This window comes from Sediminibacterium sp. TEGAF015, from assembly GCF_025997995.1.
Lineage (GTDB): Bacteria > Bacteroidota > Bacteroidia > Chitinophagales > Chitinophagaceae > Sediminibacterium.
The window spans coordinates 2,341,764-2,354,552 of the sequence record NZ_AP026683.1 but is presented as its reverse complement, the minus strand read 5'-3'; the positions used below and the strand labels follow the sequence as shown (position 1 = coordinate 2,354,552).

The window sequence follows — 12,789 nt, the reverse complement described above, 5'->3', positions numbered from 1 at the left end:
CTCAATTTAAGCCAAAGCAATTTACCAACCGAGGAATTCTTTAATTACAACTTCGGTTTCTCTACAAGCTTTCTCCAAATTATCATTCAGGATATTCTTATGAAAATGGTTTTTGAAAGAGAGTTCATAACTAGCTTTATTCACCCGGTTTGCCAAACTCTCGGGCGTTTCTGTACCCCTGCTTTCTAATCTTTTCTTTAATTCTTCAACAGAAGGGGGTTCTATAAAGATGGAAAGACAACGATGAGGAAACTGATCTTGCAGATGAATGGCACCTTTAACATCAATATCCAGAATGGGAACTTTACCAAGATTCCAGATTCTTTCTAATTCTGCTTTTAAAGTACCGTAATAACTGCCTTCATATACCATTTCCCATTCCACAAATGCGTTCTCTTCAATCTTTTGCTTAAACTCATCTTCTGAAATAAAATGATAGTGTACTCCATCTTTTTCTTCACCTCTGGGCTTTCTGGTGGCGGCCGATATTGACAAGGAAAGTAATGGGTATTGCTGCAAAAGGTAGCGCGTTATGGAGGTTTTGCCGGATCCAGATGGTGCGGCAATAATGATGATTTTGCGAGTATCGGCTCCCATGCAAGAAATGTTTTTGCAAATAAACAGTATTTAGGCAGAACTATCACGGCCAAATTTTCCTGATAAAAATCATCTTTAACCGCGTGATTGTACAAAGATAAAAACCGAAATTTATATGGTTCCCCCTCAAGTAAAGCTTTGTTATGAGTAACTACAACACAAACACCTCTTACAATGGGGTATTCGACAACATTATTGCTCTTTCCTCAAATGCATTTATTCTATGTAGCACTGAAGGAAATTTGCTACAATTCAATGGCGGAGCTGCAAAAATGTTTGGATACGAAGAAGCTGAATTTGGAAAGTGTAATATAAAAACACTTATTAATCATTCTGATACTGAATTAATCGCTGGCTTACATAACCACCAAAGCAATCCGGAAATGGGAGAGAGTGCAGTGGGAATTAAAAAAAATGGAACACGTTTTCCCATAGCATTGATTTCTGTAATTCATAGAAACCCTAATACTAATGAAGAATTTTTAGCTAAAAGAATTATTGATCTTTCCTATATAAAGAAAACAGAAAAGTTGCTGGATGAAACCAGTCAGCTAACCAAGAGTGGCGGGTGGGAGGCAGACTATATTACCAACGAAATGATCTGGACTCCCGGGGCCTTACATATTGTGGATCTTAGACCCAATCAACAACCTGATATTACATCCACTTTTCATTTGTTTGATCAGCCGGAATTACTGGAAAATGCTTTTAAACAAAGCATTCAGAGCGGGCAACCCTTCGATTTACAATTGAACTTAACAACCGCAAAAGGCGTAAAGAAAATAGTACGCACTAAGGGGTATACTGTTTCCTTTGAAGGTAAAATGGTAAGGGCTTACGGAACTATTCAGGACATTACTGAAGAAGTGATTAACAAGCAAAACCTGAATAAGGCTGAAGCGCTTTTTAAAACCGCATTTGATAATGCAGGTGTGGGTATGGCCATCATAAATAACAAAGGGGAATACATAGACGTTAACAATGCATTCATCAATTTTATCGGATATTCAAAACAGGAGTTAAGCAGTATGCGCATTTTTGATGTAACAGATGATGCATATGGAGCGCTTGACAAAGTGCATTTGCAGGAATTAACAACTGGTGTAACAAAAAGAAAGGAATACGATAAAAAATTCATTCATAAAGACGGTAAGATTCTTTGGGGGTTTGTAACAGCTTCTACTATCTCAAATCAAGATGAAAGTTTTGCATTTATTCTGGCACAGGTAGTAGATTTAACGGTTCGTAAGGAAGCGGAGATTGCCATTGTGAAAAGTGAACAGGAATACAAATCTCTATTTGAGCAGAATCCAAATGCTGTATTTTCACTTGATTTGGACGGAAATATTCTTGCAATGAACAGACAGTTAAGCATCTTATTGGAATGTCCTGAAGCACAGCTTAAGGGAGAAAGTATTTTTCCTTTCATGATTCCGGAAGAAATGGATGACATTTTCAGAAAATTTAGTTTAGTTAAAGCGGGACAGGCGCAAAAATTCAGGTGCAGAGTTCAAACACTTAGGAACAGGGAAAAGACCTGGATTATTACTTATATGCCTATAACTGTTAACAGAATTGTTACGGGTATTTATGCACTGATTAATGATATTACAGAACAAGTTGCTGAAGAACTTGAACTGGAAAAATCTTTACGGGACCTGAGAAAGATTCTGGATGCTTCCTTAGATATTTTGTGTGTATTAAATATTAAGGGAGAATTTGTAAGAATTAACAAGCAGGTTGAAGAATTGTGGGGGTACGAAGACTGGGAACTGGTTGGAAAAGATATCATTGATTTTGTACTGGAAGATGATCGGAGAAAAACATTTGAAGCCTTTTCACAAATTAAGCGCGGAGTAGAATTAAAAGACTTTGAAAACAGGATGTTAAGGAAAGATGGCTCTACCATCATAATGCAGTGGTTCGCTAGCTGGGATAGTATGACTCACTCTGTTTATGCAAGTGCACGATACTTAAAATTTTAGGAACAATTCTATTTTTTTTCTATCTTGATTTTCCCAATCGATTGCTATGCGTATATGCTGGAACTTATTTCTGCAAATGCAGGGATGGAAAATTCGTAATGAATTTCCCTATCACTTGAAAAAATGTGTGATAGCCGTAGGACCCCATACCAGTGCCTGGGATTTTGTTATTGGATTGGCGGTCAGAAGTAAACTTAAATTATACCATCTAAATTTTCTAGGTAAAGCAGAATTATTCAAAGGAAGATTTGGCTTTTTTTTCAGAAAAATGGGGGGGTATCCTGTAGACCGATTCAGCAACAACAATGTGGTAGATCAGGTTGCAGAACAATTCAAGATCCGCGATCAATTTGTTCTGGCTCTATCTCCTGAAGGTACCAGAAAAAAAGTAGACAAACTAAGGACTGGCTTTTATCATATAGCACTAAAAGCAGGCGTTCCAATAGTGCTTGCAGGGTTAGATTTTGGTAGAAAGGAAATCAGTTTCAGCGAACCCATTCTACCAACAGGAAATATGGAAGAAGACTTTAAAAAAATCATTCATTTTTTTGCCGACAAAGAAGGTAAGATACCCGAATACGGCCTGAAACATTTAGATCATTAATCCCCCTAAACCATATGAGTCAAACTTTTCCTACCATTATAGATCGTTTCTGCCATTACGAAAAAGCTCAGCCCAGTAAACTCTTTTTATCTGAACCTGTGAAAAGTGTTTATCAGAATTTTTCGTGGGCAAATGCAGGAAGAGAGATTAGATCAATGGCAGCCTGGTTATTGCAATCAGGATTGATTCCAGGTGATAAAGTTGCTATTCTCAGCAAGAATTGTGCACACTGGATTATGGCCGACCTGGCGATTAATATGGCAGGTATGGTTTCGGTTCCTTTATATCCAAACATCACCAGCAGTGCGGTCAATGAAATTCTTGTTCATAGTGAAGCCAAAGCCATTTTTGTAGGAAAACTGGACAATCCTGAATTAATCAGAATGGGAATTCCGGATTCGCTTACTCAAATCAGTTTTCCTTTTTATTTTAATATCGGTTGTTTAAACTGGAACGACTTGGTAGCTGAGGTCAAGCCACTGGAGGAGCCTGTAAAGAAAGATCCGAAAGAACTTTCCTGCATCATTTATACTTCTGGCACTACAGGCACTCCTAAAGGAGTGATGCATAGCAACCACACCATGTCTTTTGCCGTTTATTCTTTTTTAGAAAGTACGCCACCATTGGCAAATGAAGTCTTTTTTTCCTATTTGCCACTTTGCCATGTTGCGGAAAGAATGTTGGTGGAATGTGGGGCTATTTTTACAGGGAGCTGCATACATTTTGTAGAGTCCATGGATAGTTTTTCCAGAAATCTGCAATATAGCCAGCCAACAATGTTTTTGGCCGTACCCAGAATATGGGAAAAAATACAGGAAGAGATTTTGCGAAAAATGCCTCAGCAAAAACTGAGCAGATTACTTAATGTGCCGTTGGTTTCTGTATTAATTAAGAAACTAATTCGGAAAAAATTGGGCCTTGGTAGAACCAAACATTTGTTTACTGGTGCATCTCCTATTAACCCTGCCGTACTCAATTGGTATAAAGCTTTGGGGATGGAAATTCAGGAAGCCTATGGAATGACAGAGAATTCAGCCTTATCTCATTCTAACAGAAAGGGTGCCTGTAAATTCGGAACTGTAGGACAATCCTATCCTGGTGTTGAAGTTAAACTAAGCAAACAAAAAGAAGTATTGGTAAAAAGTGAAGCCAATATGCTTGGATATTACAAAGAGCCTCTCTTATCTGAAGAAATGTTTGAAGATGGGTTTTTAAAGACAGGAGATGAAGGAAGCATAGATGAAGAGGGATACCTTTCTATTACTGGAAGAATCAAAGACCAGTTTAAAACGAGTAAGGGTAAATATGTGGCACCAGCACCTATAGAATCCAAAGTACTAACTGATGCCATGATTGCTCAGGCTTGTGTAGTGGGCTGGGGAATGCCTGCACCACTGCTTTTGTGCACGCTTTCGGAGCAAGCAAAGAATCTGGCGCAAACACATTTACAGGATCATTTACATCAGCTTTTGGAACGTATAAATAGAGAACTAGAACACCACGAACAACTGGCTAAATTGATCATAATGGCCGAAGAATGGACTATCCAGAATGGAATTCTAACTCCAACTTTAAAAATTAAGCGCAAGGTGTTGGATGAAACATTTAAAGACTTCTACAACAATTGGTATAACGAATCTGTCAAAGTGGTTTTTGTGTAACTTGCACCCGTTTAACTTATTTAGTAACGGCACAATAATTGGTATGGGTTTGCGTTTGTACCAACAATTGACCAATAATATGTAAGACCAATGAAAATGAAATTCTACACTTTAGCCGTTTTGGCTTCTATGAGTTTATTCGCCTGTGTTAGCCCGAAACAATTGAGACAAGCAGAAGCCCGGTATGGCGAATTGAATGGGGCATATGCAGAATTACAGGGAAAATACAGAAACCTGGAAGAGGAATTTAACAAAGCCAAAAATCAGATCAGTAATCTACAAACACAGAAACAATCTGTTGAAGCGCAATTGGGTACTACCAATACACAACTGGATTACGTAAAACAAACCAATAGTATGGTATTGAATCAACTGAAGGATTTGTCAGTTGTAACAGGAGCTCAGGCGGAAAGTATTAGAAGATCACTGGAAAATATTGGTGCCAAAGACTTATACATTCAGGACTTACAGGGATCCATTGCCAGAAAAGACTCTTTAAACATGGCATTGGTGATGAACCTAAAAGGTGTATTGGGTAATATGGACGACAAGGATATCAATATCAAAGTAGACAAGGGCGTGGTTTATGTAGATATCTCTGATAAGCTTTTATTCAAAAGTGGTAGCTATGATGTAACTGACCGTGCTAAAGATGTTCTAGGAAAGGTTGCCAAAGTGCTTAATGCTCAGCCTGAAATTGAATTCATGGTAGAGGGTCATACGGATTCCATTCCTTTAATTAAAGGCGGAGGAATGATTGACAACTGGGACCTGAGTGTTAAAAGAGCAACAACAGTAGTAAGAATCCTGCAGGAATCATATGGAATGAATCCCAAGCGCATGACAGCAGCCGGAAGAAGCCAGTATGTTCCTTTAACAGACAATACTACTGCAGAAGGAAGAGCCACCAACAGAAGAACTCGTATTGTAATTTTACCTCAATTGGATCAGTTCTTTAAATTGTTGGAACGAAAGAAATAATTTTTAACTAATTGATAATGAAGCGCCGGGGAAAGCAATCTCTGGCGCTTTTTTTATATAAACTTTTAATCATAAATTGAATTGTCAATTAAAAATCCATGTTCCATATCCCTGGAAAACCAATTTTCAGATTCCTGATCTTTATACTGTTCCTTTTTTCAGTTGGGTTTTCCATTGCACAAGAGCAATCAATACAAAATGGGGTACTTGATTTAAGAAAAGTTGATATAAAGAATAAACCTGTTGCCTTAAATGGCAACTGGGGTTTTTACTGGAATGAACTACTCCAGCCGAATGAAATTAAAAACGCTCCTGAATACTTTACCTATTTTCCTGAACGATGGGATACAAAAGTGCTGAATGGACAAAAATTATCAGTAAAGGGTTTTGCAACCTATACTTTAAAAGTTTTACTGGACCCCAACAAACAAAAAGACCTCTCCATAGTACTACCGGATACCTATTGTTCATTTGAATTATTTATAAACGGAAATCTATTTGCGGTAGCAGGTAAACCGGGGAAGACCAAAGAGACTACCATTGAGAAATGGATAGAACAGGTAGTAACGCTACCGGTTTCAGATACTATTTCTCTTGTTTTACAAGTTGCCAATTTTAGACATTCAAAAGGGGGACCATATAAACCCATAGTTATTGGAAATACCACTCAGTTAACAGCAGAGAAAGCTGCAGAAGATGGTTTTGATTTATTGTTGGCAGGAGCCATCCTAATGGGCGGACTCTTTTTCATTGGTCTTTTTTACTTTGGGAAACACGACAGGGTCATTTTGTATTTCTCTTTATTCTGCATTGCTTATAGTTATCGGATTGTTGGCTCAGATAATTATGTACTCCACAGTTTGTTTCTCAGTTATCCATGGATTATTGGGGTTCATCTAGAATACCTAAGTTTATTTGTCAGCGTGATCTTCTTTATGTTTTACACCAAATATTTGTTTCCAGAAGAAACCAATAAATGGTTAATCAGAATAGAAGCCATAATGGCTGGGATACTTTGTTTGCTTGTAATACTTTTTCCTCCGAGCGTTTTTACCCAGTTATTGAATCCTTTTCTGATTGTGATGTTCATGGTTATTGCGCATGCTTTTTACATTTATTTCAAAGCCTACTTTAATAAAAAGTTAGGTGCTAAATACGCACTGCTAAGTACAGGAATTTTATTAATCATTTTTATACTGATTAACTTAAAATATTTCAATGTTATTCAGCCTCCAAGATTTGTTTTGTTCTTTGGCTATATCAGTTTTTTCTTCTGTCAGTCTTTAATCCTTTCTCATCGGTTTGCCTTTACACTAAAAGAAGCAAAAAAACAGGCAGAAATGGGATTAAAAGCGAAGAATGATTTCTTGAGTACTATGTCGCATGAAATCAGAACTCCCTTGAATTCTATTCTGGGTATGACCAATATTATGCTCATGGAAAAACCATCTGAAGAGCAAAAAGAACAGTTGAATGTGCTGCTTTTTTCAGCCAAAAATTTATTATCGATTGTTAATGATATTCTGGATTTCAATAAAATTGAAGCTGGAAAAATAGGTTTTGAGTCAATTGAAATGAATCTGAAAACCATTGCTGAAAATCTGGTTGCAGGATTTGGTACATTGGCAAAAGAGAAAGGAATTGAATTAAAATTAATCTTAGATAACAATGTGAACATTAAAGTTTTGGGAGATCCTACCCGAACAAGTCAAATCATTGGAAACCTTATACATAATGCCATTAAGTTTACAAAAAGAGGACATGTTGCCTTAAGAATTGGTGTCCTCAGCAGAGATGAATTAAGATTGAGATTGCTAATTGAAATTGAGGATACCGGAATTGGTATTGCACAAGAAAAACAACAATTGATTTTTGAACAATTCACACAGGCGGATAATAGTACATCCAGAAACTTTGGAGGTACCGGACTTGGACTGGCCATCAGTAAAAAACTATTGGCTTTACAGGGTGCAGAATTAAAACTAAAAAGCGAACCTGACAAAGGATCTACTTTTTATTTTGAAATCAGTTATCCGATTTTACATTCGCAGATCTTAGCTAAGGAAGAAGTAATACAGGAATTTCCGGCTGAAGAAAGTAGGCCCCTGAAGGGGATCTATGTGTTGCTGGTAGAAGACAATGAAGTGAACGTTTTGGTTGCCAAAACATTTTTAAGCAAATGGGGAGCGGCAATTGATATTGCTCAAAACGGACAGGAAGCAATTGATCTTTTTGATGAGGAGAAACATACAATTGTCTTGATGGACATGCATATGCCGGTAATGGATGGTTATCAGGCTACAAGAATATTAAGGGAAAGAGGCGCTAAAACTCCCATTATTGCACTTACAGCCAGTTTGCCCCGTGATATAGAAGAGCGGATTAAAAATATGGGTATCAATGATATAGTAGTAAAACCATTTATACCTTCAGAATTATTTAAACTTATTCTTCATTATACAGGAATTCACCCTCAATAAAACAGGTTAAGAGAGTATCTTGCAGTTGAATTGATTTCTATGCAGGATTATTTGAATGGATTGAACGACTCGCAAAGAGAAGCTGTTACTCATATTAAGGGACCGTTGATGATTGTAGCGGGAGCAGGAAGCGGGAAAACAAAAGTGCTCACCACTCGCATTGCGCACCTAATGGCCAATGGAGTAGATGCTTTCAATATACTGGCGCTTACCTTTACCAATAAGGCTGCTGCTGAAATGAAAGAGAGAATTGAAAAAATTCTTGGTAACTCAGAAGCAAGAAACTTATATGTGGGAACCTTTCATAGTGTGTTTGCACGCATATTAAGAGCCGAAGCGCATAAATTAGGCTACCCAAGCAATTTTACTATTTACGACACAGATGATAGCCGATCAGTATTAAAAACGGTAATCAACGAATTACACCTAGATGATAAACACTATAAACCCAATATAGTAGGAAATAGAATTTCATCAGCAAAAAACGCATTAGTTGGTCCTGCAGAATATGCAACAGACTATGCCATTCAACAGGAAGATGCAAGGGCGAATCGTCCTGCTATTGCACAGGTATATGGCGCCTATGCAAAACGTTGTTTTAAGAATGGTGCGATGGATTTTGACGACCTGTTGTTAAAAATGTATGAGTTACTGAATAATTTTCCTGAAGCTTTACACAAGTATCAGCACAAATTCAAATATCTGCTGATTGATGAGTACCAGGATACCAATCCGGTTCAGTACCAGATTAGTAAATTATTGGCTGCTGCACATGAAAATATCTGCGTTGTTGGAGATGACGCACAAAGTATTTATAGTTTCCGGGGCGCAACCATTGAAAATATTTTACAATTCCAGAAAGACTATGACGATGTTAAAGTGGTTAAACTGGAACAGAATTACAGAAGTAGCCAGCAAATTTTAAAAGTTGCCAACCAAGTTATTAAAAATAACAAAGGACAGATTCCAAAAAACCTCTGGACCGAGAACCAGGAAGGAGAAAAAATAAAATTAGTAAGAACGCTAACTGATAATGAGGAGGGAAAATTTGTTGCTGACACTATACAGGAACAAAAACTTCGTAATCATTATTACAATAAAGACTTTGCTATTCTCTACAGAACCAATGCCCAGAGCCGTTCCTTTGAGGAAAGTCTTAGAAAAATGGGAATCCCTTACCGGATTTACGGTGGAGTTAGTTTCTATCAGCGAAAGGAAATCAAAGATATACTTGCTTATTTAAGAGTGATTGTCAATATCAATGATGAAGAGGCCTTAAAACGCATCATCAACTATCCTGTTAGAGGGATTGGAAAAACGACAATTGAAAAGTTAGTCATCATTGCCAATGAACAAAATATTCCTGTATTTAATGTAGTAGTAAGGGCAGGTGAATTTGGATTCAAAGCTGGTACACTGGAAGCGTTACAGAATTTTGCTACCATGATTCGCTACTTCCAGAGTATGCTGAACAATAATAATGCATTTGATGTAGCAACTCAGGTGGGCAAACATACTAACCTGGTTAAAGAGCTCTTTAATGACAAAACTACCGAAGGTCTTGCCCGATACGAAAACGTACAGGAGCTATTTAACTCTATCAAAGAATGGACAGAAAGTCCTAGTAATGAAGATGGGGAACTGGGTGATAAGACACTAGGATCTTATCTGCAGCAGATTACTTTATTGACCGATGCAGATGACGATAAGGAAAATAATGATGTGGTTAAACTAATGACCATTCATGCAGCAAAAGGTCTTGAGTTCGGATGTGTATTTGTGGGTGGAGTAGAAGAGACTTTATTTCCAAGTGCTATGAGTATTAATACAAGGGAAGAACTGGAAGAGGAAAGAAGATTGTTTTATGTGGCTGTAACCAGGGCAAAAGAAAGACTTTGGTTAACCTACGCCAATTCTCGTTATCGTTTTGGTCAATTGGTACAAAATGAACCCAGTCGTTTTATAGAAGAAATGCCAGAAGAGTCAATAGATAAATCCTATGCGGGCGGAGGCGCCAGAAATCACGGTTCCTCACAATGGGGATCTGCCTTTGAAAGAATGAACAGAGGTTTTGGCTCATCTGCGCAACAGGCTGCACAGAAATATGGACCTCCTCCAGCCAAAAAACCAGCTGCTAATAAACCTGAATACATGCCCATTCAGCCTTTAGCACCTAAAGTAGTAGCACATATTCCTTCAGCAGATTTTACACCCAGCGATACTTCTAATTTAGAAGCCGGGCAAAAAGTAGAACACCAGAAATTTGGGTTCGGTATTGTTAAATCTATGGAAGGGTCTGCACACAATCCTGTTGCCACGATTGATTTTGGCGTGAACGGTGAAAAGAAAATTTTGTTGAATTACGCAAAGCTCAGAATCGTGAACCCATAAATTAGATGTCATTTAGAATTTTAATATTTCTATGTACAATCTGGCTACTAGGGTGTCCGATATTTAGCAGTTCTAACAGCTTTCTCCCGGATATTTGATTTTAAAACCGGTTTGTACAAACCTCCATTGGGTTGCGGCAATAAAACAGTACCAGGTAAAAATAAAAAAGAGGAAGGCGGCTCTGCCGGAGCTTCAACTTCGGCCTTTTTTGCCGCATCGTTATTGGCAACTGTTTCTGTTTTTTCTGACCAGGGCTTATTCGAAAATCCGGAAGCATCCAGAAAAGATTGCAGGGTTTTGATCTGGGGGCGTTCTACACTTGCCAGTGGATAAGTACTAACCGGATTACCTGAAAGTTTTTTTCCAGAAGAACTATACTGAGCAGTAACATTTTCTGACTTTAAATATTGAAGGAATTTATCCATAATATTCAACCAGCGGGCATCTGTATCGGGTACACCAAATTGGCCAATCATCCCTCGCTTATTATTCTGTTTTAACCATTGTACAAAAGGCATTGCCCGCTGTATACCTGTTGAATCCCATGCCTGATTCTGATCATAGGAAAATAAATACTTCCCGGTAAAGTCGTTGTCAAAATAACAGTGTGCATTATACACTAGTTTGTCCTGAGGATCATTCAGGTATTTTAAGGCGTCAGAATAATCCGGCCAGCTTTCGGCAGCTGCATAGTTATTGCCTGAAATAATAATGCGGCTTCTGCGATCCGCCTGACGGATGGAACTAATGGCCCACTGGGCGGTAGTTTGCCAATCAAACGCCTGCATATCATGTGGTTCAGACATCAGATTATATCCATATATATTGGGGTATCCGGCAAAAGCGTTGGCAATTTTATTCCAGCAATCCGCAAAATCCTGTCTGCTTACCGAATAAGAACCTACTATATAATCTACTCCATATTTGCGGTATCTGCCACTGTTGTACATGGAAAGAATAACCTGCATATTCCGATTGGAAGCCCAGGTTACAACTTTGCGGATCTCTCCAATTTCTCCATAATCCAAGTCTCCGCCCAGGTTTTTTTGTACACGCTCCCAGCGAAAAGGGATCGTAATAAGTCTAAACCCCCTCTGATAATAGTAGTCTACTTCTTCCTCTGTGGGATATTGATAATGTTCATTAAGATGTCCAGGCAACTGATTGTCGTTTATTTCACCGCCACCCAGGGTCATTCCAAGCACAAAAGGGTCTATCTGAGCCTTCAACTGGCTGGAAAACATCATCCAGATACATAAAAAGACAAGGTTTCGCATGGGTTATTTCATTAGCTAGACTTCAAAAAGGCGAAATGCAATATTGATAACGTAAAATTTGGCTGATTATTGGCTTAACTTACGATATCCGAAAAATAAGCGTATCAAACCGTTAAACTCGACGCTTTGAACATTCGCTCCCGTCGATTTGTTTTAAATTTGTATCTGATTCATATTTAAAAAACGCATACCATGATAACGACTGGCAACCCTGTCATCAGCATTTATACAGAAATGACTCCTAATCCTGAGACTATGAAGTTTGTAGCCAACAAGCTTTTGTATCCAGGAAAAAGCATTGATTTTGCAGATGAAACGCTTTCGGCTCCTTCACCGTTAGCCAAGGAATTGTTTAGTTTTCCTTTTATCAAAAGCGTTTTCATAGCAAGTAATTTTATTACACTCACCAAAACGGCTGACACGGAAGATTGGCAGGATGTAATCCCTACCATCAAGGAATTTTTAAAACAATACCTTGAAAATGGCGGAGTAGTTGTAAACGAAGAAGAAGTTGCCAAAGTAAAACAGGAAGCCAGCAACACGGTAAGTGCGGATGACGATGATATTGTGAAGAGAGTTAAAGAATTATTGGAAAACTATGTAAAGCCCGCAGTTGAAATGGATGGTGGAGCCATTCAGTTCAAAAGCTATAACGACGGTGTAGTTAACTTAATGCTACAAGGATCTTGTTCTGGTTGTCCGTCATCCATGATAACGCTGAAAGCCGGTATTGAGGGAATGATGAAACGAATGATTCCTGAAGTGAAAGAAGTGGTTGCCGAAGCAGAATAAACCTCTGTAGTGCATTATCTT

At 38.1% G+C, this 12,789-nt stretch carries 9 protein-coding genes; 7 read left to right on the top strand and 2 right to left on the bottom strand.

Annotation, left to right across the window (positions count from 1 at the left end; genetic code table 11):
- Positions 1-21: 21 nt before the first annotated feature.
- Complete coding sequence (gene gmk, locus TEGAF0_RS10545) at positions 22-597, bottom strand: guanylate kinase (RefSeq protein WP_264898144.1); 576 nt, start codon at positions 595-597, stop codon at positions 22-24.
- Between the two features lie 143 nt (positions 598-740).
- Between gmk and TEGAF0_RS10540 the strand changes: the two genes are divergently transcribed.
- From TEGAF0_RS10540 to TEGAF0_RS10515, 6 genes are all read left to right on the top strand, one after another.
- On the top strand, positions 741-2,582 hold the full coding sequence (locus tag TEGAF0_RS10540; RefSeq protein WP_264898143.1) for a PAS domain S-box protein: 1,842 nt from the start codon (positions 741-743) through the stop codon (positions 2,580-2,582).
- A gap of 46 nt (positions 2,583-2,628) precedes the next feature.
- A complete protein-coding gene (locus tag TEGAF0_RS10535; RefSeq protein WP_264898142.1) occupies positions 2,629-3,186 on the top strand; it encodes a 1-acyl-sn-glycerol-3-phosphate acyltransferase in 558 nt (185 codons plus the stop codon).
- Positions 3,187-3,200: 14 nt separating this feature from the next.
- A complete protein-coding gene (locus tag TEGAF0_RS10530; protein WP_264898141.1) occupies positions 3,201-4,847 on the top strand; it encodes an AMP-binding protein in 1,647 nt (548 codons plus the stop codon).
- A 90-nt stretch (positions 4,848-4,937) separates the two neighbouring features.
- Positions 4,938-5,828, top strand: coding sequence for an OmpA family protein (locus tag TEGAF0_RS10525; RefSeq protein ID WP_264898140.1), 891 nt, complete (start codon positions 4,938-4,940; stop codon positions 5,826-5,828).
- Positions 5,829-5,926: 98 nt separating this feature from the next.
- Positions 5,927-8,308, top strand: coding sequence for an ATP-binding protein (locus tag TEGAF0_RS10520; RefSeq protein WP_264898139.1), 2,382 nt, complete (start codon positions 5,927-5,929; stop codon positions 8,306-8,308).
- A gap of 39 nt (positions 8,309-8,347) precedes the next feature.
- Positions 8,348-10,699, top strand: coding sequence for an ATP-dependent helicase (locus TEGAF0_RS10515; protein ID WP_264898138.1), 2,352 nt, complete (start codon positions 8,348-8,350; stop codon positions 10,697-10,699).
- Between the two features lie 47 nt (positions 10,700-10,746).
- Here TEGAF0_RS10515 and TEGAF0_RS10510 read toward each other — a convergent pair whose 3' ends face one another.
- The gene (locus tag TEGAF0_RS10510; protein WP_264898137.1) at positions 10,747-11,976 is read right to left on the bottom strand and encodes a glycoside hydrolase family 5 protein; all 1,230 of its coding nucleotides are present in this window, start codon (positions 11,974-11,976) and stop codon (positions 10,747-10,749) included.
- Positions 11,977-12,168: 192 nt separating this feature from the next.
- Between TEGAF0_RS10510 and TEGAF0_RS10505 the strand changes: the two genes are divergently transcribed.
- Positions 12,169-12,768 (top strand): NifU family protein, encoded by a 600-nt coding sequence (locus tag TEGAF0_RS10505; RefSeq protein WP_026750739.1) that lies wholly within the window; start codon positions 12,169-12,171, stop codon positions 12,766-12,768.
- Positions 12,769-12,789: the final 21 nt, after the last annotated feature.

What these genes read in the sequence shown, in the direction of transcription:
- gmk (WP_264898144.1), bottom strand. Translation starts at nt 597, where the DNA reads ATGGGAGCCGATACTCGCAAAATCATCATTATTGCCGCACCATCTGGA.
- TEGAF0_RS10540 (WP_264898143.1), top strand. Translation starts at nt 741, where the DNA reads ATGAGTAACTACAACACAAACACCTCTTACAATGGGGTATTCGACAAC.
- TEGAF0_RS10535 (WP_264898142.1), top strand. Translation starts at nt 2,629, where the DNA reads ATGCGTATATGCTGGAACTTATTTCTGCAAATGCAGGGATGGAAAATT.
- TEGAF0_RS10530 (WP_264898141.1), top strand. Translation starts at nt 3,201, where the DNA reads ATGAGTCAAACTTTTCCTACCATTATAGATCGTTTCTGCCATTACGAA.
- TEGAF0_RS10525 (WP_264898140.1), top strand. Translation starts at nt 4,938, where the DNA reads ATGAAAATGAAATTCTACACTTTAGCCGTTTTGGCTTCTATGAGTTTA.
- TEGAF0_RS10520 (WP_264898139.1), top strand. Translation starts at nt 5,927, where the DNA reads ATGTTCCATATCCCTGGAAAACCAATTTTCAGATTCCTGATCTTTATA.
- TEGAF0_RS10515 (WP_264898138.1), top strand. Translation starts at nt 8,348, where the DNA reads ATGCAGGATTATTTGAATGGATTGAACGACTCGCAAAGAGAAGCTGTT.
- TEGAF0_RS10510 (WP_264898137.1), bottom strand. Translation starts at nt 11,976, where the DNA reads ATGCGAAACCTTGTCTTTTTATGTATCTGGATGATGTTTTCCAGCCAG.
- TEGAF0_RS10505 (WP_026750739.1), top strand. Translation starts at nt 12,169, where the DNA reads ATGATAACGACTGGCAACCCTGTCATCAGCATTTATACAGAAATGACT.